General features: G+C 42.4%; 20 protein-coding genes. All 20 read left to right on the top strand.

Translation table 11 applies throughout. The features are described 5' to 3' along the window. The first annotated feature begins 117 nt into the window (after positions 1-117). The 20 genes from AC0MXB_RS16180 (at position 118) to AC0MXB_RS16085 (ending at position 23,994) form a co-directional block, all read left to right on the top strand. A complete protein-coding gene (locus AC0MXB_RS16180; protein ID WP_474040761.1) occupies positions 118-483 on the top strand; it encodes a PadR family transcriptional regulator in 366 nt (121 codons plus the stop codon). Between the two features lie 56 nt (positions 484-539). Further along, positions 540-1,559 (top strand): HlyD family secretion protein, encoded by a 1,020-nt coding sequence (locus tag AC0MXB_RS16175; protein ID WP_474040760.1) that lies wholly within the window; start codon positions 540-542, stop codon positions 1,557-1,559. A 27-nt stretch (positions 1,560-1,586) separates the two neighbouring features. Beyond that, positions 1,587-3,134, top strand: a complete 1,548-nt coding sequence (locus AC0MXB_RS16170) for a DHA2 family efflux MFS transporter permease subunit (protein ID WP_474040759.1) — start codon at positions 1,587-1,589, stop codon at positions 3,132-3,134. A gap of 95 nt (positions 3,135-3,229) precedes the next feature. Further along, positions 3,230-3,928 (top strand): DUF3298 and DUF4163 domain-containing protein, encoded by a 699-nt coding sequence (locus tag AC0MXB_RS16165; RefSeq protein ID WP_474040758.1) that lies wholly within the window; start codon positions 3,230-3,232, stop codon positions 3,926-3,928. 96 nt (positions 3,929-4,024) lie between these two features. Further along, on the top strand, positions 4,025-4,444 hold the full coding sequence (locus AC0MXB_RS16160; RefSeq protein WP_474040757.1) for a MerR family transcriptional regulator: 420 nt from the start codon (positions 4,025-4,027) through the stop codon (positions 4,442-4,444). Positions 4,445-4,534: 90 nt separating this feature from the next. Then, on the top strand, positions 4,535-5,659 hold the full coding sequence (locus AC0MXB_RS16155; RefSeq protein WP_474040756.1) for a DUF362 domain-containing protein: 1,125 nt from the start codon (positions 4,535-4,537) through the stop codon (positions 5,657-5,659). A 1,098-nt stretch (positions 5,660-6,757) separates the two neighbouring features. Beyond that, positions 6,758-8,008 carry an SEFIR domain-containing protein gene (locus AC0MXB_RS16150; RefSeq protein ID WP_474040755.1) on the top strand — a complete coding sequence of 417 codons (1,251 nt, stop codon included), beginning with the start codon at positions 6,758-6,760 and terminating at the stop codon, positions 8,006-8,008. Between the two features lie 193 nt (positions 8,009-8,201). Next, positions 8,202-10,196, top strand: a complete 1,995-nt coding sequence (locus AC0MXB_RS16145) for a hypothetical protein (RefSeq protein ID WP_474040754.1) — start codon at positions 8,202-8,204, stop codon at positions 10,194-10,196. Next, the gene (locus tag AC0MXB_RS16140; protein WP_474040753.1) at positions 10,189-11,103 is read left to right on the top strand and encodes a hypothetical protein; all 915 of its coding nucleotides are present in this window, start codon (positions 10,189-10,191) and stop codon (positions 11,101-11,103) included. Before AC0MXB_RS16145 ends, AC0MXB_RS16140 begins: the two co-directional genes overlap by 8 nt. Before the next feature lie 118 nt (positions 11,104-11,221). Then, positions 11,222-11,557, top strand: a complete 336-nt coding sequence (locus tag AC0MXB_RS16135; RefSeq protein ID WP_474040752.1) for a hypothetical protein — start codon at positions 11,222-11,224, stop codon at positions 11,555-11,557. Positions 11,558-11,772: 215 nt separating this feature from the next. After that, positions 11,773-12,927 (top strand): acyltransferase family protein, encoded by a 1,155-nt coding sequence (locus tag AC0MXB_RS16130; RefSeq protein WP_474040751.1) that lies wholly within the window; start codon positions 11,773-11,775, stop codon positions 12,925-12,927. Between the two features lie 180 nt (positions 12,928-13,107). Continuing rightward, entirely contained in the window at positions 13,108-13,590 is a 483-nt protein-coding gene (locus AC0MXB_RS16125) for a hypothetical protein (protein ID WP_474040750.1), read from the top strand. A gap of 31 nt (positions 13,591-13,621) precedes the next feature. Next, positions 13,622-14,731 carry a YibE/F family protein gene (locus AC0MXB_RS16120; protein WP_474040749.1) on the top strand — a complete coding sequence of 370 codons (1,110 nt, stop codon included), beginning with the start codon at positions 13,622-13,624 and terminating at the stop codon, positions 14,729-14,731. Positions 14,732-14,820: 89 nt separating this feature from the next. Then, complete coding sequence (locus tag AC0MXB_RS16115; RefSeq protein WP_474040748.1) at positions 14,821-16,491, top strand: histidine kinase N-terminal 7TM domain-containing protein; 1,671 nt, start codon at positions 14,821-14,823, stop codon at positions 16,489-16,491. Between the two features lie 178 nt (positions 16,492-16,669). Then, positions 16,670-17,011 carry a hypothetical protein gene (locus tag AC0MXB_RS16110; RefSeq protein ID WP_474040747.1) on the top strand — a complete coding sequence of 114 codons (342 nt, stop codon included), beginning with the start codon at positions 16,670-16,672 and terminating at the stop codon, positions 17,009-17,011. A 51-nt stretch (positions 17,012-17,062) separates the two neighbouring features. After that, entirely contained in the window at positions 17,063-18,355 is a 1,293-nt protein-coding gene (locus AC0MXB_RS16105; protein WP_474040746.1) for an autotransporter strand-loop-strand O-heptosyltransferase, read from the top strand. After that, positions 18,352-19,530, top strand: a complete 1,179-nt coding sequence (locus tag AC0MXB_RS16100) for an autotransporter strand-loop-strand O-heptosyltransferase (RefSeq protein WP_474040745.1) — start codon at positions 18,352-18,354, stop codon at positions 19,528-19,530. The genes AC0MXB_RS16105 and AC0MXB_RS16100 overlap by 4 nt, the downstream gene beginning before the upstream one ends. 61 nt (positions 19,531-19,591) lie before the next feature. Further along, on the top strand, positions 19,592-20,053 hold the full coding sequence (locus tag AC0MXB_RS16095) for a hypothetical protein (RefSeq protein WP_474040744.1): 462 nt from the start codon (positions 19,592-19,594) through the stop codon (positions 20,051-20,053). Between the two features lie 103 nt (positions 20,054-20,156). Next, on the top strand, positions 20,157-20,531 hold the full coding sequence (locus AC0MXB_RS16090; RefSeq protein WP_474040743.1) for a response regulator: 375 nt from the start codon (positions 20,157-20,159) through the stop codon (positions 20,529-20,531). A gap of 409 nt (positions 20,532-20,940) precedes the next feature. Next, on the top strand, positions 20,941-23,994 hold the full coding sequence (locus tag AC0MXB_RS16085) for an autotransporter outer membrane beta-barrel domain-containing protein (RefSeq protein ID WP_474040742.1): 3,054 nt from the start codon (positions 20,941-20,943) through the stop codon (positions 23,992-23,994). Positions 23,995-24,052: the final 58 nt, after the last annotated feature.

Below are 24,052 nucleotides of genomic sequence, written 5' to 3'. Positions count from 1 at the left end.
GTAAAAGTTGATATTATTAATAATAATAACTATAATATAAAAAGCGTAGTACATATACTTATGATAAATATATGGTTAGGAACGTTCATTTATAAAGTGGAAAGCGAGGAATCATTGATGCCAGATCAAGCGTATGTCAGTTATATGAAACTAGTCTTAGGATTGTATATTTTGAAAATATTGGAGCAGGAAAAAATGCATGGCAACCAGTTAGCTGAACAAATTGTGATTCGCACTGGCGGGGCCTATCGTCCGAATACGAATGCTCTTTACCCGTTGCTGCGAAGTATGGAAGAGAAGGGCTATGTTACAGGACACTGGCAAAATCCCAATACGAGAAGCAAGCGGATTTATGAGATTACTGCCGATGGGATAAAACGACTCCCAGAGCTTGAAGCGATGCTGGCTGAACGGTTAAAGCAAATTGAGGTAAAAATCGCTTTGTTACGGGAAGATTTACTTGGGCTTAAGGATGAATTATAAAAAGTAGCTATGAGAATCAACCAAAATAATGATTACGTAGAGGACGAGGTATTTTTATGGGTGAGGGAAAAACGAAACTAAATAATCGGCAGATGGCCTTTGTTGCCAGTCTGCTTATTGTCATTGCATTGATTGGCGGCGCTTGGTGGTGGGTGCGGTCCAGTCGCATTGTAGCAACTGACGATGCTCGCGTGAAAGGAACGATTGTGGCAGTCAGTGCAAAAGTAAATGGTCGGATTGCGAAAGTGCTTGTGAAAGAAGGCGATCCGGTGAAAGCTGGGCAAACAATTGCTTCCTTAGAAACAGCGGAATTCGAAATGCAAGTCGAGCAGGCCGAAGCCAATCTAGCTATGGCACAGGCGAAACTTGCAGCGATGCAAGCCGGAAATCGGCCGCAAGAGGTAGCTCAGGCCAATGCTAATGTCCTTCAGACACTGGCTAGTCTGGAAAATTATCGCAAGAATAGTGAGCGTGATGAAGCGCTATATGCGCAAGGGGCCATTTCAGTGCAACAGCGCGACGCTAGCAAAACCGCTTATGAAGTCGCTAAGGCGCAGCATAGTGCAGCCAACGAGCAATATAGCTTAAGCGCCGAAGGCGCGCGAAAAGAAGATATTATGCTGGCGCAAGCACAAGTAAAGCAAGCCCAGGCAGCGCTCAAAAATGCTCAGATTCAGTTAGCAGATACGCAGATTAAAGCTCCTGTTGACGGTGTCGTTGGGCTGAAATCTGTGGAAGACGGTGAAATTATCGTTTATGGTCAGCAGCTTTTTAGCATCAGTGATCTTGCTGATGTCTGGATTGGGGCCAATATCGAAGAAACCTATATCGGAAAAGTTCAAGTCGGTCAAGCTGTTGATTTTACCATCGATGCGTATCCTGGTAAGGAATTTACCGGTCATGTAAGCGAAGTAGGACCAGCTGCGGGTTCGCAGTTTGCTTTACTGCCAACGGAAAACAGTTCAGCTAATTTCACGAAAGTGACGCAGCGTTTGCCCATTAAAATCAAAGCAGATGCCAGTGATAGCGTGTTGAAACCAGGCATGTCGGCGCTGATCACGATCAAGGTACGCTAAGAATGAATGTAGTCAGAAGGGGCTTTTATGAATAAATACGCTGTATTATGCACAGTTTGCCTGGGAACTGTGTTGACTGCCTACGTAAGCAGTTGCGTCAATATTGCATTGCCTAATATTATGGCGGCGCTGAACTTTAATATGGATTCCATTGTGTGGGTATCTCTGTCTTATATGTTGCCTTATGGTTCGACACTACCATTGACCGGTAAACTAGGTGATCGGTTTGGCGCGAAAAGAATCTATCTTTTCGGAATCGTTTTATTTACGGCAGCGTCGTTGCTTTGCGGGATAGCGGCAAGTAAATCCATGATGATTTGTTTTCGCATTTTGCAAGGCATCGGTGCGGGGATGGTACTGCCGAATGCCATGACTATAGTAGCTGAAACCTTTCCTGTAGCGGAACGTGGTGCGGCTTTGGGAATTTGGAGCGCCATGGCTGCAGCCGGCAGTGCTATGGGGCCGACACTTGGCGGACTTTTACTGGAAAAGTTTGATTGGCGATCTGTCTTTTTTTCAGTGGAGCCTGCCTGTATTGTAAGCCTTATTTTAGGACTTGTTGTCATTCCGGCTTCACAGCAAAGAAAAGGGGCTAGCGTCGATTATATTGGCGCTGGTTTTATGATTGCCAGTATTAGCTGTCTGCTTGTCGCCCTAAATCAGGGCCAGAAAGAAGGGTGGGATTCTCTCTATATCTCTACGCTCTTCTATGCAGCATTCGCCATGTTAGTACTATTTATTGTGGTGGAACTTCGTGTTGAAAAGCCCATGATTCAAGTAGAATTGTTTCGCGATATCAATTTTGTTGCAGCCAATATCGTAGGGTTTGTTACTTTTGTGACGCTTTATGGCGGCATGTTTCTGCTGCCCTTTTTTCTTAAATCGATCTTGAATTATAATTCCATTACAGCAGGGATTGTATTGCTTCCGTTGACAGCGACGATGGTGGTCTTTTCGCCGCTCGGCGGACGGTTGGCTGATCGACTTGGCTCAAAGATTCCCGCCTTTATTGGCGTTATGCTTGTAGCTTTTTCCTTATACTGGCTTGACTCGATTAACGAAAACTTTGCGACAAATGATTTTTTTGTGCGACTCATGGTTTTCGGCGTTGGGCTGGGTCTTACCATGTCGCCGTTGAGTAACTGTGCCGTTTCATCGTTGCCGCGTGACAAGATTGGCGTTGGCGCCGGGATTTTTAATTTGTCTAAAATTATCGGCGGCAGTATGGGCGTTGTTTTTGCCGAAACCTTACTTACCCGGCGGGAAATTTACCATACGGCTGTTCTGAAAGAATATTTAAATGCGGCAGTGAGCGCCCCGCAGGATATTTTTCGCATCTTACAGGTTTTATGGGGAGATCAGGGCATGACAAGCGGCGAGATTGCGAAAGCAACTCATGGCTGGATGACAGGCAGCGGACTTTTACCGCAGCAGTACACCTTGCTTAAAGCAATGCTAAGTCAGATGGTAACACGACAGTCATCGATTCTTTCCTTTCAAGATGTGTTTTTTACGATGGCTTTGCTTTGTTTTGTCGGCGGATTTTTTACGCTATTAATTCGACCGAAAAATTAGCTAAAGAATAGGCGAAAACTCTTTTCTTTCGAAAAAACTCCGTATATAGTAAAGATAGACAAGATCATTTTGCGGATAGAAGGGGAGGGAGTTTCTTGCTTAGAAAAATGGTTATGGTCTGGTTTTTCTTGCTATTAGGCGCGCTTTGGAGTTTTTCGCCGAGTTTGTCTCAAGTTGAGGCGGCGCCAGCCGTCATCGTGGATCAATACGATTATAAGGACGGCTGGTTTTCTTTAAAGTATCCCCATATTGACGGGCTGGAAAATCAAGCAGTTCAAGCGAAAATCAATCAGCAAATTGAAGCAAAAGTAGACGAGTTTATTGCGGAAACCCAAAATACCTTTGATCAAAATCAAGAGGCTTTGGCGCGCGGCCTTTCATTTTCAGCAACGATGCAGTACCAGGTGTATCGTAATGAAGGAAATCTGCTTAGCCTTACCTTGAATACTTACGTGTTTGCCGGTGGGGCTCATGGTTCGCCTTATTCCTCTGGCTATACCTTTGATTTAACAACAGGGCAGAAGCTTGCTTTTGGTGATCTTTTTTGTTGGAATGATGCGGCGAAACAAGCGCTTAGCCAAAAAGTACTAGAGCAGGTGCAAGCGCGCAAACTTTATATTTTTACTCCCTATAAAGGCGTAGCCGATCAACCTGATTTTTATCTTACTGGCGATAACAAGGTGGGGATTATTTTTCAAAAATACAGCCTTGGCGCTGGGGCGCTCGGAATTCTAACTTTTGAATTTCCCTATAGTAGAGAAACAGGACAATCTTGTTTTACCATAAAACCATAAGTGATTTTTGAAGAATTTGATGAAAGACTTGCCTTAGAGTTTACTCTAGGGTGTATGATGGAGCAAAGTGTTACAAAGTGAGCAGGTGATGAAAAAGTGCCTTATACAATTAAAGAGGCTGCAGAAAAATTGGAGCTTACAGCCTACACGCTCCGGTATTATGAAAAAGCAGGGCTCTTGCCTGATCTCCATCGAAACGCCCAGGGCAATCGTGTTTTTACCGAAAAAGATCTGGAATGGCTTACGCTGATTCGCTGTTTACGCAGCACGGGAATGCCTGTGCAGGAAATTAAGCGGTATGTCGAGCTGTATCGCCAAGGGGACGCAACAACAGAAGTACGGCGTCAAATTATTGTGGATCATAAAGAAGCTGTAGAAGAAAAAATTTCTCACATGAATACTTGCTTGATCCGCATTAAACAAAAATTAGCTTATTATGATGAAGTGGTTGCGGGAAGCTCTAACGGTATTTGCTGTAAGCTTGGTGCAAAGAATGGATGGACAAATCAGCATTAATTGCTTGTTAACACTGTCTTAGGGAAGAATGCTATTTTGAGGAAAGCACTCTTGTTTTTATGACAACACATATTATTGAGGAGGTTCTACATGGAAAAGTCGAAAGTCTATTTTACGAACTTGCGGGCAACGCAGAATATGAATCTGTTGCAGAAACTCGAAAAGTTGATTCGCAAGGCGGGCATTGAAAACATTGATTTTAATAAGAAGATTACGGCGATTAAAATTCACTTTGGTGAACCTGGTAATCTAGCGTATCTTCGGCCAAACTATTCCAAAGTCGTTGCTGATGTAGTAAAAAGTCTTGGCGGCAAAGTATTTTTGACAGACTGTAATACCCTCTATGTGGGACGTCGCAAAGACGCGATCGAACATATGGAGGCTGCTTATGAAAACGGTTATAATCCCTTTACGACAGGCTGTCAGGTTATTATTGGCGACGGGCTGAAGGGAACTGATGAAGCTTATGTTCCCGTTCCGGCTGGCGAGCATGTGAAAGAAGCTAAGATTGGCCGAGCTATTATGGACGCCGATATTGTTATCAGTTTAACTCATTTTAAAGGACATGAGCTTACTGGCTTTGGCGGCGCTTTGAAAAATGTGGGTATGGGCTGTGGCTCTCGCGCTGGCAAGATGGAAATGCACAGTGATGGCAAGCCGCGTGTAAGAGCAAAAGATTGTGTTGGTTGCGGCAGCTGTGCGAAGATTTGCGCTCATGGCGCTATTACGCTAACCGATAAAAAAGCTTCGATTGACCATAGCAAATGCGTGGGTTGCGGTCGCTGCATTGGCACTTGCCATTTCAATGCGATTGGCGCTGCTTGGGATGCTTCCAATGATATTTTGAACAAGAAAATGGCGGAATACGCTTGGGCTGTTTTAAATGGACGGCCGCATTTCCATATTAGCTTGGTGATTGATGTGGCGCCTTTCTGTGACTGTCACGCTGAAAATGATGTGGCGATTATTCCTGATGTAGGCATGTTTGCTTCGTTTGACCCCGTAGCGCTGGATATGGCCTGCGCCGATAAAGCCATGGCCGCTCCGGTCATCGCGGAAAGCTTCTTAGGCGAAAAGCTTGCTGACGATTTGAAAAAGCTGCAATCTGGCGATCATTTCACGCATGCGCATCCGACGACCAACTGGCAAGGCTGCCTGGAACATGCAGAAAAGCTGGGGCTTGGTACACAGCAGTACGAATTGATTGAGATCTGAGAGTATTAGTAAGAGAATGGCAATGATTCTCTCTCTCTCGTAAAATAATATATAGCAAAAAGGGCTGTCGCACTTAGGCATTTTTCGGTTCTTTACTGTGAAGTTTGCGTATTACGCAAGCACAATAGAGAAGGAAATCTGCTGTTAGTGCGACAGCCCTTTTTTGCTGTCATGACTTTGTCCGTACTCTTGCCGTATTGTTTAGGGCATATAGACGAACTTATATTTTCAACAATTTATAACTGGTTGAACCCATAAGTAAATCTATAGAAGCAATCCTAGCAGTATACTGGGAAGTTTAGTTTATTTATAGACAAAGCGAAAATCTAGTAACAGAATTGCAACGAGGAAACACAGTAAAATCAATAAGACCGCCTCCTTGAATGGGATTTTAGTAGCTTTTTCTCAGTATACAGCAAATATATGACAAATGTGTGTCAATTAAACTGGAATTGCTAGTATATTGAAATAAATTACTATTTACATTAAAGTATACCCTATTTACACTGAAGCTGTAAACCTTTAGGACTCCACATATCCTCTATTTAAGAAGGAATCGCAAATTGATAGTTATATAATAAGGCATGTAAGTTTCTTAAGGGGCATTAGCTCAGAGGGAGACCGCTTGATTCATATTCAAGAGGTCACTGGTTCGAAACTAGTATGCCCTACTAGAATTTATAAGCGAGCTATTGCACTAAGCAAAAATTTCACTATATATTGTAAGTTGTTTTCGTCGAAACCCACAGCATATAGTAGAAAAATTCTTGGTGCGACAGCCTCCTTTTTCGTCTCGGCTACAATAATACTACAGTTGGGTTATGCGGTTTAAAATCCAATAATTCAAGGATGAAGGTAAACAAGGGACAATAGCCAATAGTAAATTGTGATAGACATAGTGAATTAAGTTAGTTAGAAGATAAAGGGAAAATTTTCGTGAGCGATCTTTATAGATAGTCAAGCCTTTTAATAAAATAACCAAGTTGGGCACATCGAAGATTTAAACGGATTGATTCCTAGAGTTAAGTCTGTTTAAAGACTTACTCCGCTTCGCTAAGATCTGGACTTATACTGAATTGAATTGAGGGAGATTGTATTATGGTAAAGGTATTTGCTAGTTATTCATGGGACAGTGAAGAGCATAAAGATCAAGTATTATCTTTAGTGGCTTTTCTAAGAGAACAAGGTTTCGATGCTAATATTGACAGAGTTATAATGCAAGAAAAAACTTCTACTCATTTTGGAAAGATGATGGCGCATAATTTCCGTTCTGCGGATAAAGTAATAATTGTTTTAAGTCAGGGGTATAAGAATAAAGCTGACAACGACATTGGCGGTGTCGCGGCTGAATATGGATATATTCTTGGAGAAATAAATGAGAAGCAAGATAAATATATCTTAGTAAGTTTTACTGGAGTAGATTCTGAGGAGAGGGTAAAGATTACCCCGTTTGGCCTCATGGACAGAGAAATTATTGACTTAGCTATGGATGAAAAAAACGGATTTGAAAAGCTTTTTTCTAAACTTAGTAATATACCTATTATTAAGTTGCCACCAGTATCTGAGGCTAAACCAATCATACCAGAAAAGCAAATAAAGCCATTTCGTTTAAATGCCGATAATAAAGAGGCTAATGAACTAAACGTAGAATCCGTTGATAATCTTGATGAATATTTTTTGGATACACCTACGAAGTTTTTCGACTATAGAATATCGCAAGCATTTCCTGGTATTAGGGGGATACGCTGGTTTACAAATCCCAAAGAAATAAGTAATAGATTGGGAATCTTATTGCGACAACCTTTAAAGGCGATAAATAGTCCTATTTGGTGGTTTAGGGGCTATTATTGTCTGTGTATTGAAAAGTTTAAAATTATTAGTGAAAGTAAATTTTTAATAAACGAAATGGAATGTTTAGTTGATAAGCTGTGTGTCTACAGGAGTCAAAGATACGACAGAAGTTTCGTATATATTGAGTTAAAATCCGAGTCCGCAATAGGCGTTTATGAGCATGATAAAAACTACGTTAAAAGAATGATAGAAAGCTGTGGTTATGCTAAAGAAGAGTACGCCATATATAAAGATGATAAAATTATAACAAGAGAAGAGTACGATGATGGAGCGGCATATATTAATGATTCAATAGTAAACTTTGATGGCGATGTTGAGTTAAGAGAAAGATACTTGAGTAGATATAACTTTATAATATGTGCTATGTTCAATCCGATAAATTCACATGAAGCAGATGAGTTTTTTCAAAAATACTTAAATGGTATGTTGAATGCAAAAGGCAATGTAGAGGAGATTGTTAATTTTGTTGAGAAATTACCTAGACATAAAAATAGATAACTATTAACGGAATTAAATACTGTTTAAAGTGGCGATTTGATAGAGCCGTGGAGGCGATGTCTATGAAATTGAATTTTTTGAAGAGTCATGCTCGCTGCTTTCATCTATTGGTGTTGCTGGCAGAGCAGTATATATACATCGACTCAATTTCTTGCCTTATCAAATAAATGGTTGACTTTCTGGAGGGTTAAAAGTGTATAAAAAAATAAGTCGATTTACTAGTAAATCGTTAAGTTTTCAACCTCAGATACAGAATATTATTAATTCATTGGTTGATAGGTATTTACTTGAATTTGAATTTGCATTATTTCAACATTATTTAATTACCGGATTAAGACAGGAAAGTAAGGAAGATAAGGAAATACGGAATGCTTATATGAAAGTTATTTTTCATAGCACCGAAATAGAATGGAATTTTGCTTTTTCTCATTTCCAAACAGTTGAACTTCTGGATGCACTACTTACGGAAAAGATGGAACTTTTAATGGTAGATGAAAAAACTCTTTTTGAGTTGCAGGACACTCATGAGAAAAAGGAACCTGAAAAAATTGAAGTGTCATTTGCTGATTATATACAAAAGCGGAACTATAGAATATTGGAATCATACCAGAAAGATTTCCAAAATGAGCATACTAATAAACGAGATACCTTTTATGCACATCGGCCTTTATATTTTCTACTTTATCGACTGAGAAATAACGTGTTGAGAGAGGTTAATGAACGTAGGTATTCTATTAAGGCAATGGAAAGTTTATTGGCTAAACTTCGAAACGAATTTGAGATATTGTTGTATAAACAGGTCATAATTAATAATTCAACTAAGATCTCAAATGATGATTTACAGGACATTTTCTCAATAATTGAAAAAGAGGTACTAGACGAGTACTTGATGCAATATCGACTTGGACATACAGAAGAAGAAGGAAATCAATCGGCTCAGCAAGTTAGAGAAAAATTAGACCATAGTTGCGTGCAAGAAAAAGTGAAGGAAAAAACAATATCAGCGTATATGGATTTGTTTTTAGATTATGACGAAACAAAGATAAAAGAATGGTTTCGGACATATATTCAACTATTTAATGATTGCGTAAGTCAAACTGATGTAAGTTTAGAAAAAAAAGTGCCAATTTATGCAACGAGATGGTTTATAGAACATCTTCGCATACGTTTAGTAGGAACGCTATTGTCGTCGGCAGGGGAGACGGAATTTTTTTCAACAACCTATCAGAGTATGAATTCTATTATGAAAAATTCATTAGTAAATAGCATTTGTAATGATTTTTTTGTTCAAACGCACTACACTGTATATTTTGGTGTAGATGATTTAAAATCTCTGGAGGAAGTTAAAGAAATAGAATTTGGAAACATTGTTATTCTATCTGATCAAGCTTTTCAAAACGAACAGGCCAAGTGGTACGAAGATTCTCAACAAAATATTGTTGTCAGGGGGGAAAATGCGAAAGCAGTATGGGTAGCAGTAGATGTTGTTGCTGGCATTGATGATGTCGAAATGGCGGTTGATTTAGGACTAAAGAGGATAGAAAACTTCTTAAGTATGCTTTATCATTTTATTTCTAGAGAGGATGAAATAAATTACAGTATTCGTTCGCAGTGCGTAATATATAATCATACTCGGCAAAGTGGGACGCTTAAGTATTTATCTTCTAATCGATGGAACAGACCAAAGGATATTGTCATTATTCAAGACGGATTGGTTCAATTTCTAAAAAAACAATTAACATCGAAAAATAGATGGAACGAAGTAATTAGTGAGGCAGTAACCTTATATATCAAACTTTTTCGATGTGAAGACATTCAGATAAAGATTACCTTAATAAAAGAAGTATTAGACATATTGTTTCATGCAGATGCTTCTGTTATGAGCTCGATCATTATAGCGGGTAACAATATTGATAAAGGTTCTGCTACGTATGGGAACCTTAGACATTGGCTTTATGAAGACTATCAAGAATTAATGGATATTGCGACACATAAAAATAAATATTTGGCATTAAAAGAACGTATCCTTGAACGATTTCAAGTGTTTACAAAGATGATACTGCGAACGATATGGTTTGCTCTTGATGAGAGTAAAGATGGGCAGGATGAGGTAGCTGATGTGGTAGACTGGATTGTATCGCTGCACCCTGATACTGAAGTAGTTAATGGGGGCACGGAAAATGAGTAATGTCATATCAATCGACCAGATTAAACCCTTTATGGGAGAACATTGTAATATTTACGATAACGAGGATACCTTGCAAGGAAAAGGAATTTTTATTTTCGATTTCGATTTAAAAAATAAATCATGCAGTAAAACTGCAGGATTTTTGATATCGCAAATGACGCCTGAAATTCAGGTCACAATAAAAAACATTACAGGAAACCTATTGACAGCAGTGACGGAATTTAAAATTCAAGCAGTTCAACATCCAAAGGAAGAAGAATATCTTCGAATTGAGTTTAGTGCGCAATGGGAACATTCAGGTTCAAATGGATCAAGAAGTTTAATTGGAACAGTAAATTTATACGAGATTGATATAGCTGTTATCGATGAAGTGGATTATCAGCGATTTGGAGATACAGTTCCTACAATTAATTGGAGCAATATTAATGCAATGTATCCGGGAGCTACGGGAAAAGAAAAGGAAGATGCCTTTGAAGATTTATGTTGCGCACTAATACAACAGTGTGAAGTTGAAAACTTTAAAAGAACGAGCAAAGGGCCTGACAGTGGTAAGGATGCAGAGTTTGAACTTAGAGAAACAAAAATGCCGGGAATATCTTTTAGTACAAAATGGATTCTTCAATGCAAATATAGTGAGCACTATTCTAATTTAAATAAAGATGAGATTTATAAAGAAATGGTTAAGGTATTGCAACATAGACCGGATCATCTATTAATTATGACGAATAGAAAACAATCAGTTAGTTTTGCTAATTGGATTAAAAGTCCCTTATTTGAAACACCATATTATATTCCATTTCATGTTCATATTATCGGTAAGGATATATTAGATAAAGAATTGTTTAAGTCTCGGAATAAGGCTATCAAGGATAAATTTTTCCCTGGAAACAAGGATTGCGCAAAATAAAACCATAATGTGTATAGTCGATCATAATTAGGAAACTTAACGTGCAATGGAGGATGCACCAAAAAATAGCAGCAGAGCTATCGTGAAATAAATGACATTGAAATGCGAGAAACTATGAATGTTATCAAACTTTCAAGAGTGTATAAGTCAGCAATTTGAAAGTAAATATGAACTTATAGTAAGAACGCCTCGCTTAAAAACAGATGGATTGATTGATGATTATCAGTTTAATAGGATATTGCCTTATCAATTATTTAGCAAGTTGAATCAACTATTTATTGAAGCTGCAATATATCTATCACATAATCGCTTGGAATTAGATTGTAGTGAATTAGGTAAAGTAGATTTCACGGTAGGAGAAAAAGTTGAATGGCTTAAACATAATCAAATTGACTTGTTATTTAATAAGTTTTGGGAAGATATAAAGCAGTTTGTCTTATATCGCAAAAAATAGGCACAGAACGCATTTATCTTAATCAGCGCTTGTTTGAGGTGGTACAGGAAGCGGGATATTAAAATGAGTCTCGTAAATTGAACGTAGACTTCATCCCTATGCCGGAATGCAAAATTTTATTGCGTAAAATAGCAATACATATTTTACCAAGCTATTGCAGGTGTTTTTCAACCGATGGTGAAGAAAGACATAAAATGGTAGTGGAGGTGGAATACATGGAAGGGCAACCCCTAGGTAAGCAACGATTCTATTTCTTTGATAATCTACGGGCTTTTATTATTCTACTTGTAGTTGTGTTTCATATTGGAATGTGCTATACCACATGGGACTTAGCATGGTGGTGCGTAAACGACATTAAGAAAAGTACGTTCTTTGATTATTTTGTATTGGAAACAGACGTATATATTATGCCAATTATGTTCATGATTGCGGGCTATTTCGCGCCTCATGTATTAATTAAGAACGGAATCTCCGTTTTTTGGCGGGCCAAAGTAAGACGCATCGTGATTCCTTGGCTGGGTGGTACGCTATTTCTTGCACCGCTTATTGCCTATAGCACTTTTTTTAGTCGCATGGAGATCCCGCCTAACTATTTTGTATTTTGGCGGGAAGGTTTTTGGGGTCCTTACTACCAGCAAGGTCCCTATTGGTTCTTGGGAATTTTGGCTTTATTTTTCTTAATACTCACAATATTCCATCGTAACAATCCTGGATATCTTGCAAAAGCAACGGTAAAAACTACACCGTCGACGTCTTTTTTCGTTGCCTTTGTTTTAGTTACGGCAGTCTCGTTTTTTTGTAGTAATTTATTTTTTTGGAATGATACTTGGCTTAATGTGAAGTTTCTCTTCATGGTTCAACCAGTACGGTTGATTCTACACTTTTGTTATTTTGGGCTAGGCGTATATGCTTGGAAGCATGCTTGGTTTACCTCTGGTGGCTATAACCCTCGTCTGATTCCCTGGGCTACGGCTGCTATGGTTATGTTATTTGTTTTTCTAAGTTATCGTGTGGCCTTTACACTTGTGCCAGATGTGCCGACACTCTTCAAAGCTGGTCATGCGCTGACTCATGCTGCGTTCTGCTTAACTGTAACCTTTGCGCTCATTGCTATATTTCAACGTTACTTTAACAAGAATCATTCCTTGTGGCGCAGACTCGCTGCTAACTCTTATATCATCTATTTCATTCATCCCTGTATCTATATTCCAATCAGCTGTATGGTACAAAAATTAGATATTAATATCTGGATAAAATATAGCAGCGTGTCAATTAGCTCGCTGATCTTATGTTTTCTAATAGCGCAATACGTAATTCGTCCGATTTTAGCATGGGGACAACAGAATGAGAATACTTTATTTCATTCTTAATAACGCTTTCATAGGTAAAGCTTTGCGGGATTTTACCGCAGAGCTTTTTCTTTTATTTTTACTCAACTTTTTAGCAGGGTTTTCCTGTCTCATCACGTAAATAATAATATTACTATTTACAAATTGTATTATTAATCTTGGATTTAAGTTAATTTGAAGGTATGTAAGGAGGAGAAAGTATTGAAATGGTTAGTTTGTTTATGGATAGGGTTGTTTTGTTTGACACCGCTCACTTGTTTTGCTTGTGATTGTGATGAAGCAGGAGCCACGTATTATAAACACTTTGCGACGAAAGCGCTGGCCTATGCAGCACAGGAGTTTGATAAGACAGCGCCTGCACCAGGCGTGGATTGGTCTGGTGATAAGGAGGAGTGGTTTTTAGAGGCGGCACGACAAGGCTGGGTTGAAAAAACTCAGGCGCGCGAAGGAAAACAGGGTGCGATTATTTTAGTGAAGCAACAAGGGCAGGTGATGGAAGTGGGAGTTGTTTGTAATGCTGACGCTAAGCAGGTGAAATATCGTTTTTGGAGTGAAGCGGATCACCTGGAGAAAAAACAGCTTCAATTAGATACTATGCCAGCGGGGATGACGATTGCCTATATTTATCCTGAAAAAGTGGATCGTCAAAATCAAAGAACAGTGAAGCTTTTTAGTAAATCATAACTTAGCAAATGATAAAAAGGCGGGGCTATTTATGCGACTAGGAATTGCTATATTGCTGCTGTTGGCGGTTTTATTTACAATGAGCTATCAAACTGTGGAAGCCGCACCTGAGCAGTACGAAAAAGCGGTGGTACAACAAGTGATGATTTTGCCGCAAACGGAAAAAAAGGCAGCTTTCCCAGAAAAGTTGGAACTTGTTACTTTGGAGTTGAAAACAGGTCCGCACCAAGGCGAAACCGTTACGACGGTGCATCATTTGCCATTGCATTCCGTTTTTTCTGCGGTTGATGTGGCTGTGGGCGACAGGGTGGTTGTTATTGTTTCTCAGGATTCGGGTGAGACAGTCTATCATATCAGTGATTTCGAACGAGAACCCTATTTATATGGACTGTTGGCATTGTTTGCTCTTTCCCTTATTTTGTTTGGCGGGAAAATTGGCTTAAAGGCGCTTTTAGTCATTGCTTTGTCCTGTGGCTTGATTTTAAAGGTCTTTATAAGCTTGCTTGTTAGTTGGCAAGATCACCTTATTTTACTGGTTTTTCTGCTGTGCAGTGTCATTGTCTTGTTTACGCAGACCGTTATTAGCGGCTGGAATGTGAAAGCACGGTCGGCCATCTTAGGGGCTATTGGCGGCGTAGCAATTGCCGGAATTTTGGCGCACATAGCTATCAGTTTGATGCATTTGACGGGCCTTGAAAGTGAAGAAGCGATGATGCTGAAAGCGACAGCTTTGCCGAATGTTGATTTTCAGGGCGTCCTTTTCGCGGGCATGATGCTCGGAGCTTTAGGCGCGGTTATGGATGTGACTATTTCGATCGCATCGGCTGTTGCTGAAATTAAAAGCTGTCTGCCTGATTCTTCATTTCGGCAGCTATTTCGCGCGGGAATGAATGTGGGACGTGATATTATGGGCACAATGGCCAACACATTGATTTTAGCCTATGTCGGTTCGTCTTTACCGCTGCTCTTACTTATTTCTATACAAAAAAATATGAGCATGGAAAAATTGATGAATTTTAATATGATCGCCACAGAGATAGTGCGGGCTTTAACCGGCAGCATTGGTCTGGTTTGTTCTATTCCGCTGACCGCTTTGCTGGCAGCCTGGCTGTTTCAACGTAGAACTTCCCTCAGAAAATAAAGGTTTCTTTTTTCTTTGCAGCGAATCTTTTTAATAATTTCACATTGTTTTGTGCTGCAATTATAGTATTTTTCGAGGGATGATTCGTAGTGTCAGTTCATGAATATCGTCTAATTACCAATAGTTGGTTCTACTTATTAGTTGTAGGCTCTCTTATTGCTATGGCGACGTACACTTGGCAGTTTCGCAAAGCTCCAGGCGTGAAGGAACAAGTCTACATCGAAATTTTCAAAGGCATTTGGTTGTCAGGGCTTGTGATGATCACTGTGAGCACTGGGGCATCTTATAAGCTTTTTTGGGCACAGGTAGTACAAGTTGCCAGTACAATTGCGCCGTATTTCTGGTTTCGTTTTGTGATAAGAATTAGCCGTCAGCAAGATAAGGTACCGCAGACGCTGCAGTATAGTCTGATTGCCCTAACGGGCTGTATTGTTGCGGCGATTGTGTCTAATTCATGGCATGGACTATTTTGGCAGCAAGCGATTTTGCAGGGGGAACGATTCCAGGTTTTGTTGGGACCCGGTGTTTGGTTGTCGCGGTTGAATAGCTATGTGTTATGTACGCTCGCTTTTGGTTTTAGTATCCGGTGGGTAGTGATTACCGGCGGGCTACGGCGGCGGCAAGCGCTTTGGTTTACTATCGCGGGGGGATTTTCAGCAATCGGTTCTATCGTCGCGTTATTCCCAAAGGGCGCGCCCTTTTCGCCACTTCCCGTAAGCTTTTTGATTAGTGCGCTGCTTATTACGTGGGGCTTTTATCGGTGGCATACCTACACCGTCCTAGCTTTAGGGCAGGAAGTGGTTGTTCGGGATATGATCGACGGGCTTGTCGTTGTGGATGAGTATGGTTATATTGCCGATATGAATCCAGCCATGAAAGGCCTTCTCGGAGATGTTCCGGTAAAAATAGGCGGTAAATTTGAGCGATTAACCTCACTCTGGCCGGAATTGGCTACTGTCTGCACCGGTAACGCCGTCAAAACCTTGGAGTTGTTTCGCCATGAGCCGCAAGGACTTCGCTATTATCGTTTGACAATGACGCCGCTACAAAGTCGTAAGCGGTGGCTTGGGCGCGTACTTGTACTTAAAGATGTTACGGAACAAAGGGAACAGCAGAAAAAACTGTTAGAACAAGAAAAGACCTTATCAATTCTGAATGAGCGCGATCGGATCGGGCGAGAATTGCATGATGATAAGGCCCAGGTTAGTAATTTCCTGGGGCTGGAGCTACAGAATCTGCGACACCTCCTGACAACAAGTCAGGACGAAGCGGCACTGGCAAAGGTGGATCGGCTGCGAGACATCATCAAAGGTCTCAATACGGATATTCGCGAGTCCATCGTGGGGCTGAAAAAGACGAATACTGCGAGTTGTCAGTTCATGACGCAACTTCGTGAATATGTAAGCTGGTATGAACAGCATCGCGGGATTGCCGTAGAACTGATTTTACCGGAAGAATCGCTTGATAGTTTGTTTAGTGATTTAGTGAAACTGCAGCTTTTGCGAATCATTCAAGAAGCCCTTACGAATATTCGCAAGCATGCCAGAGCGCACAAGGCCAAGGTAGCCATTGAGAAAGCTGGCAGCCAAATTACGGTGACCATTGCTGATGACGGCTGCGGTTTTGATCAAGCAGTGCTTCAGCGAAAAGATAAAAGTTTTGGTCTGCAGATTATGGCGGAACGCGCCCAAGAAGTGGGCGGCGAACTGACTGTTGCTACGAAACCGGGTGAAGGAACGAAAGTCATCGTCTGTTTCTAACAAAATATAAAACAATATGAGTTTAGCAAAAGTATAGCTGAGACTATCCGAAAGTATAGTCTCAGCTATATTTTTTATTTTTTTGACTATCCCAAAGGTAGGGGTCAGGACAAGAAAATTTTGGTAGTCTAGAAGAGAGATACAACCGAAAGTGTCGGATAAAAGCGAGGCGAGGGTGTTGAAGCCGTATTTAGAGGTCGGAGTTTATGGCCGCAGTGTATTTTTACTGGGAATTGAAGCCGTACTCAAGAAGCAGGAAGGAATCAGAGTGTGCTGGCTGGGCAATACCTTAGAGGAAGTACTATGGGAGATTGTAATGTTATCGCCGCATATCATCTTATTTGAAAATAGATCGGCCAGCCAAACGGTGATTACAAATATTATGCAGCAATTTCCCGCCATTAAGTTGATTGGTTTGGAAGCGGAGCGGGATCGAGCGACAGTGATTTCTTGTCAGGAACAAACGATTACTTCGGGGGAACAACTGCTCCAAATTCTATTAGAATCGATGAAATCGTGAATGGATCGCCTGGACGGGCTAGCAAACAATAAATAGAATGGGGCGAAACCAATGAATGACGCAGCGAATACGGAACTAACGAATGGCGAAGTGCATCCAAGCAAGGCACAAGAAGCTAGTGGGAAGAAAGCAGCGCCTGTGGTGTTTGATGCCGGGCCGATTACGGGAAAAACCGGTGTTGCTGAGTTGGAATTTGACTTTAACTATGGAGCGAGAATTAAGGTGCCGGTAGGAAATTGGCGGGTAAAAATCATGGATCGCGATGCGGACATTATTTTATATGAAGCTCCAGCGTCAGGCGTCGTTGTCACAAGTACGAAAAAGTACTACGTCAATTTTCGCATTGAAGTATATAAAGATGACAAGCTTTTTTTAGAACATAATTTAGATCTTCGCGGGAAGAAAGTACTTATAAAATATCCAGTGGGGACGCTTGGCGATATTATCGCATGGTTTCCCTATGCGCGGCTGTTTCAAGCGCGTCATGACTGTGAGCTCTACTGCTCCATGGCGGTAGAATTAGCAGAGCTATTTAAAGCTAGCTATCCTGAAATTCATTTTGTCGGTCCTGATGAGCGCCCCGAGGGCCTTTATGCCAGCTATTATATGGGGATTTTCTATCCTTGTAATGATAGACATCATCAGCCAGTTGATTTTCGGATTGTAGGTTTGCAAAAGAATATTCCCTATATTTTGGGTCTTGATCCAGTGGAAGTGCCGACTGAAATTAGGCCAACCGATCAGAGTCGCAGGATCGCCGAGCCTTATGTCTGTATTGCCGCGCAGGCAACAAGTCAAGCGAAATACTGGAATAATCCCATGGGGTGGCTGAAAACGATTGCTTATCTGAGAGAGAAAGGTTATCGGGTGCTTTGTATTGACAAGGAAATCAGCCATGGCTCTGGTAGCCGTTGGAACACCATTCCCTATGGTGCCGAAGATTTTACAGGAGATCGACCGCTAGCCGAGCGAGTCAACCTTCTTTATCATGCTGACTTTTTTGTAGGGCTATCAAGCGGCCTTTCCTGGCTGGCTTGGGCGGTAGGCAAACCAGTTGTGATGATTAGCGGTTTTACGCTGCCACTTAACGAGTTTTATACGCCCTATCGCGTGATTAATTATCATATTTGCAATGGCTGTTGGAACGATAGCAGCATTGAATTTGAACATCATGATTTTGCCTGGTGTCCGCGTCATAAGAATACAGATCAGCAATTTGAATGTACGCGCTTTATTACGGAGGTGCAGGTGCAAAAAGCCATTGATCAACTCATGGCGGACTATCAGTTGCAGCCAGAACAGGCTAAAGCCTTGGCCGAAGCGGCGGTGACGCAAGCGAAATGAATTCTTATATGACCTTTTACAATGGACCGCTCACTTGTAAAACCGACATTGACGGTCTGAAATTTGACTTTAACCATGGGGCAAGAATTAAGGTGCCGCCAGGAAGCTGGCGGGTTAAAATCATTGACCGTGATGACGAATTGACACTGTATGATGACAAAGTAGATAACAGTATGGTAACAAGTACGAAAAAATACTATGTCAACTTTCGGCTCGAAATATATCGTGATGACCGACTCGTGTTAGAACATAATTTTAATCCGATGAAACGGAAAATCCTACTGCAATATCCGAAGCGAAGTATTATCGGCGATACCTTGGCCGCCTTTGCTTACGGTCAGGTTTTTCAATATCTACATCATTGTCAGGTTTACTGCGCTATGGATCGAAAGCTGGCGGCGCTGCTTCAGCCAACCTATCCGGATATTCACTTTATCGACGTGGATGAGCGACCTAATGGAATTTATGCCACTTATTACATCGGCTACTTTTTTCCCTGCAATGAGCGTATTTATCATCCAGTGGATTGGCGGGTCGTGGGATTGCAGCAGGCGATTGCCGCTATTCTTGGTCTCAACGTCGCGCCAGTACGAACTGAGATTGCGCCGACGGCGATAAAACGATTGATTGCAGAGCCCTACGTCTGTATTGCCGCGCAGGCGACAAGTCAGGCGAAATACTGGAACAATCCGACCGGGTGGCTGGAAACTGTCGCCTATCTCAAATCTAAGGGCTATCGGGTGCTTTGCATCGATAAAGAAAACAGCCATGGCATAGGAAACCGCTGGAACACGATCCCCTATGGCGCCGAAGACTTTACGGGAGATCGTCCCTTGATCGAGAGAGTTAATCTTTTGTACTATGCGGATTTTTTTGTCGGCCTGTCAAGCGGGCTCTCTTGGTTGGCCTGGTCAGTCGGCAAGCCTGTGGTTATGATCAGTGGGTTTACCTTGCCAATTAATGAATTTTATACACCCTATCGGGTGATCAATTATCATGTCTGCAACAGTTGTTTCAATGACAGCAAGATTGAGTTTAGCAATCAGGAGTTTGATTGGTGTCCCCGTTGGCAAGAGACATCACAGCAATTTGAATGTACCCGCCTGATTACGTCTCAGCAGGTGATTCGTGCGATCGAAAAGTTGCGACGTGATTATGGCTTGGATTATGAATGAATAATGGGGAAAAAGCAAATAGAAAAAGTAGCAAAATGTCAGAAGAAAAGAGATGAATACTATGAAAAAGAAACATAAGGAAAAGCCGTTGAAGCAGCAAAAAGCTTTATCTATTGCCTTGGCGGTGATAAATGGCGTGCAGGTCAATGCACCGATTTTAGCCCCCTTGGCAGCAGCCGTACCAGAGAAAGAACCCTATATCATGGCGACTCTGGTCGAACCCGGCGGCGAAGTGGCCGATAGTTTGTTTTTCAGCACTGTGCATGCTGCTTATACGGGAGATGTAGGCGGTTCAGGGACTATTGTATCGGGAGAGACAGTTAGCGGGGTGCAGGGTGTACATGATAGTGGCAGTACGACGAGTACGACGATCAATAGCGGCGGATGGCAGTCTGTATATGGTGGCGGCAGAGCGAATAGTACGACAGTTAATGGCGGCACGCAACTCGTTTTGATGGAGGCAGTGCAACGAGTACAACGATCTATCATGGAGGTACGCAGATCGCTGATGATCGTACAGTAGCGATGGGCCAAGTTGGAGTATCAATTCGCTAGTAAGCAATCGTCGCAGTTTTTAACGGGCAGTTTCTGTAAAGGGCTAAAAAGATGATGCAGAGGAGTTATACATGAAGCATATTTTACTTTGTGATGATTCTTTGTTTGTGCGTACGCATGAAAAGAATATTCTTGAGAAAAGCGGCAGGTATCAAATTGTTGGCGAAGCTGGCGATGGCGAAGCGGCGATTCGGCTTTATTTTCAATATCGACCGGATCTAGTTCTTATGGATTTTACGATGCCTACCATGAACGGACTTGCGGCTACGAAAAAAATTATTGAGCGCGACCCTTTGGCGAAAATAGTTGTAGTTAGCGCTATGGGACAGAAAGCCTTTTTTTTTGATGCCTTGAAAGCTGGTGCAATCAATTTTCTTATTAAGCCCTTTGAAGACGGTTCTTTACTAGAAAGTGTCCAGAAGGCCCTACTTCTCCATGATGAATAATCGTCGCAAATGTTAACAATTTATTTGAGGCTTGAAATAAGTCTGCACTATAAGAAGATAGGAAGTGCTTACTGGGGCGAATGGCGAAACCTTTAGTCGCATTGGAACATTCTGTAGTCGACGTCGATGCATCGGAGAATATGCGTAGGTTTGCTAATGAGGAGGTGATGGTAGAGGCGTTTACGGCGATATCGCCAGCGATGTTGGACCAATTATTAGACGCAGGCTTACAGTTTGATTTAGCGGGGGGCTCCAGCCAATCTGAGACAGCATGCTTGGATCGGCTATTTTACTAAGCCTTGATACAAAACGGTAAGCGGGCAGAACGTAGTCAGACGATATGATTGAGAAATTTGCTGGTATGAACTAGAAGGAGATTGGAAGAAATCAAAAAATCGAGGCGAAGATAATGCGTAAACAGCAGAGAAAGAGCGCATTGCAGCAGCAAAAAGCCCTATCTATAGTTTTAGCTATGGTGAACGGTGTGCAAGTGAATGCAGCAACTCTGTTGCCCTTGGCAGGAGCCGTGCCAGAGAAAGAGCCTTATATCATGGCGAATCTGGTTGAACGCGGCGGCGAGGTGGTCGATAGCTTGTTTTTTAGCACTGTACATGCTGCTTTTACGGCAGAGGTAAGCGGTTTAGGGGCGCAGGTTTCGGGAGAAACGGTGAATGGTGGAACGCAAAAGATTCACGATGGCGGCAGTGCGACAAGTACGACAGTTCAAAGTGGCGGTACGCAGAGTGTCGATCATGGCACAACAAAGGACACGCTGCTGCGTGGTGGTACGCAGCTTGTTTCAAATGGCGGTCAAGCCAGCGGCACAGTAATTGGTAATGTTTATAGCTTTAGCGGTCATACTGTATCGGCAGGGGGGGATCAAGCGATAGAGAGTGGCGGGCAGGCAATAGATACGATGGTTTATAATGGTGGCAGTCAGACCATATATGACTGCGGTAGTGCCAGAAGTACAACTATTGCTGGCGGGACACAGGTTATTTCTGGTGGCGGGATAGCCACAAGTACAGAAGTGGATCTTGGCGGAACTCAGATCGTGTGTAGTGGTGGCAATGCAAAGAGTACGATAGTCAGTAATGGTAAGCAGCAGGTAAGGGGTGGGGCAGTCGAAAATACGACCATCTCTTATGGCAATCAGGTGGTTTATAGTAGTGGTCAGGCCATCAACACGACGCTGTTGAGCGGTGGGCAACAGTCTGTATATGGCGATGGCATTGCAATGGGGACCACGATTCATAGCGGTAGTCAGCAGTATGTTTATACGAGTGGCAGTGCGCTGAATACCCTGCTAAGTGGTGGTCAGCAGATTGTCTATAGCTGTGGCGTTGCGACAAATACGCTGATTTCTGCTGGCGGGCGGCAAAAGGTATATATTAGCGGGGAGGCGGTGAGTACAGCGATTTTTGCGGGCGGCTACCAAGAAGTGGGTAGTGATGGCAAGGTGACTTCTACGATCATTAACAGTGGCGGTACGCAAACGATTTCATCGGGCGGCACGGCAACGAGTACGACGATCAACCGCAGTGGTTTGCAAAATGTGTCTTCCGGCGGTAGGGCAGTAAGCACTACGATTTCTGCTGGCGGAACGCAGCATGTTTACTCCGGCGGCAGTGCAGAGGGCATTACGATTTATCCCTGCGGCGTTCAAACTGTCGATAGCGGTGGTAGCACTACTGGAATTCAAAATGCTGGTTCGCAGACTGTAGATCCTGGCGGTAGTGATACAAGCAGCACGATCAATTCCGGGGCCACACAGACAGCGTCATCTGGCGGCAAAGCTACTGGCACGATCATTTCGGGAACGCAGATCATATCAGGCCAAGCTGATTCGGCGACAGTGGTCAGTGGGGGGACACAAACTATTACGAGTGGCGGGACAGCCAGTAATACGCAGGTCCAGAGTGGCGGCGATCAAAATGTGAATCAGGGCGGATCGGCTATCAACACTAAGCTAGAAGGCGGTACGATGACTTTGGCGAGCGGCGGCATAGCCAGCGGCACTAGGGTGAGTTCCGGTGGAGTTATCTATTTAGCGGATGGGACAGTGCTTGGCGGCACAACGACATTAACGCAAGCAGAATTGGCGTTAACAGGAAGCGCGGGAACATATACTGTAAACGATCTTATGGTAGATCAAGGCAGTCTGATTCAGTTAGCCCATGGCCAGACGGTGGGAAATCATCTGACTATCGGCAAGCTGACTGGGAATGCGGCTTTTACTATTAATACCAATCTAGCGAAGGGGCAGTCTGATCGAATTACGATTCAAAGCGCAAATGGGACGAATGTAAATACAGTCCAGGTAGCCTATGATCCTGGTTTTGCCAGTGGAAAAACGGTTACTGGGAGCGCTATCTTTGCCGATGTGCCAAGCAGCCAAACGAAATTTACAGCAGTGGCGACCGATGTAGGGGCTTACCGCTATACGCCAAGCCTCTCGGTTAGTAATGCTGGGACAACCTGGAGCATTAATGCCTTGGTTAGTAATCAAGATAGCTCAGGGCAACCATCAACGCCTACACCAGTGAAGCCAAGTGAAACCCTCTATACAGCTAGCGATATGGGAATTGGTTCGCTGGTTTTGTGGCGAGCAGCAACGAACAGCTTGGAAAAACGCCTGGGAGAACTACGCGGTAGCCAGGGCAAGCAGGGGATTTGGACTCGAATCTATCGCGGGGCGCAAGAACTTAAAGATAATGAAGCACGGTCCTTGACGCAAACTTACACAGCCATTCAAGGGGGATATGATGCAAAGCGTACGGTCAAAGCTGGCGCTTGGTATAGCGGTTATGCCGTCGGATATCTTTCTTCCGATATAACGCTGGCGCGAGGAAACGGCAAGGCTAGCAATAGCAGCCTTAGTCTTTATGGCAGTTGGCTGGGACGGAAAGGGCATTATCTCGACATTATAGTCAAGGGCGGGAAAGAGCGGAATAACTATGATAGCTATTTACAGAACCTTGCAAATACGAAGGTAAGCGGCAGTAGCGCAGCTTGGACGAGCAGTCTGTCTGTAGAATATGGTTATCGCAAAAAACTGCCGAATCAATGGTATATAGAGCCGCAGACAGAGTGGACTTTGGGACGGATTGGCCGAGCGAGTTATGTGACAAGTGATCAGACAAATGTGCAAAATGGCGTTCTGCATTCTTTAGTAGGTCGGTTGGGGCTAGCCCTGGGGCGGCAAACAGCGCAAAGCAGCTTTTATGGGAAGGTATCGGTGTTGCGAGAGTTTCAGGCGGGAAGTAGAATTACGATGTCTAATGGGATACTGAGGCCTGTCACTTTGGAACAAAATCTTAAGGGAACTTGGTTAGAATTTATTATAGGATTTACTAATCGATTCAATCGCGAAACAAGTAGCTATATCCAAATAGAGAAGGCTACCGGCGACAAAACGAAAACGCCATGGCTTATTAATATGGGAATTCGTCATAGCTTTTAAGCTGAAAACAAAGAACGTGCAGGAACTATCTCAAATTTTGTGCAAACTTTAATAACGA

The sequence above is a fragment of the Pelorhabdus sp. sgz311001 genome, from assembly GCF_055901755.1.
Note: the sequence above shows the minus strand (reverse complement) of the source record. Positions and strands in the feature narration are given on the sequence as shown.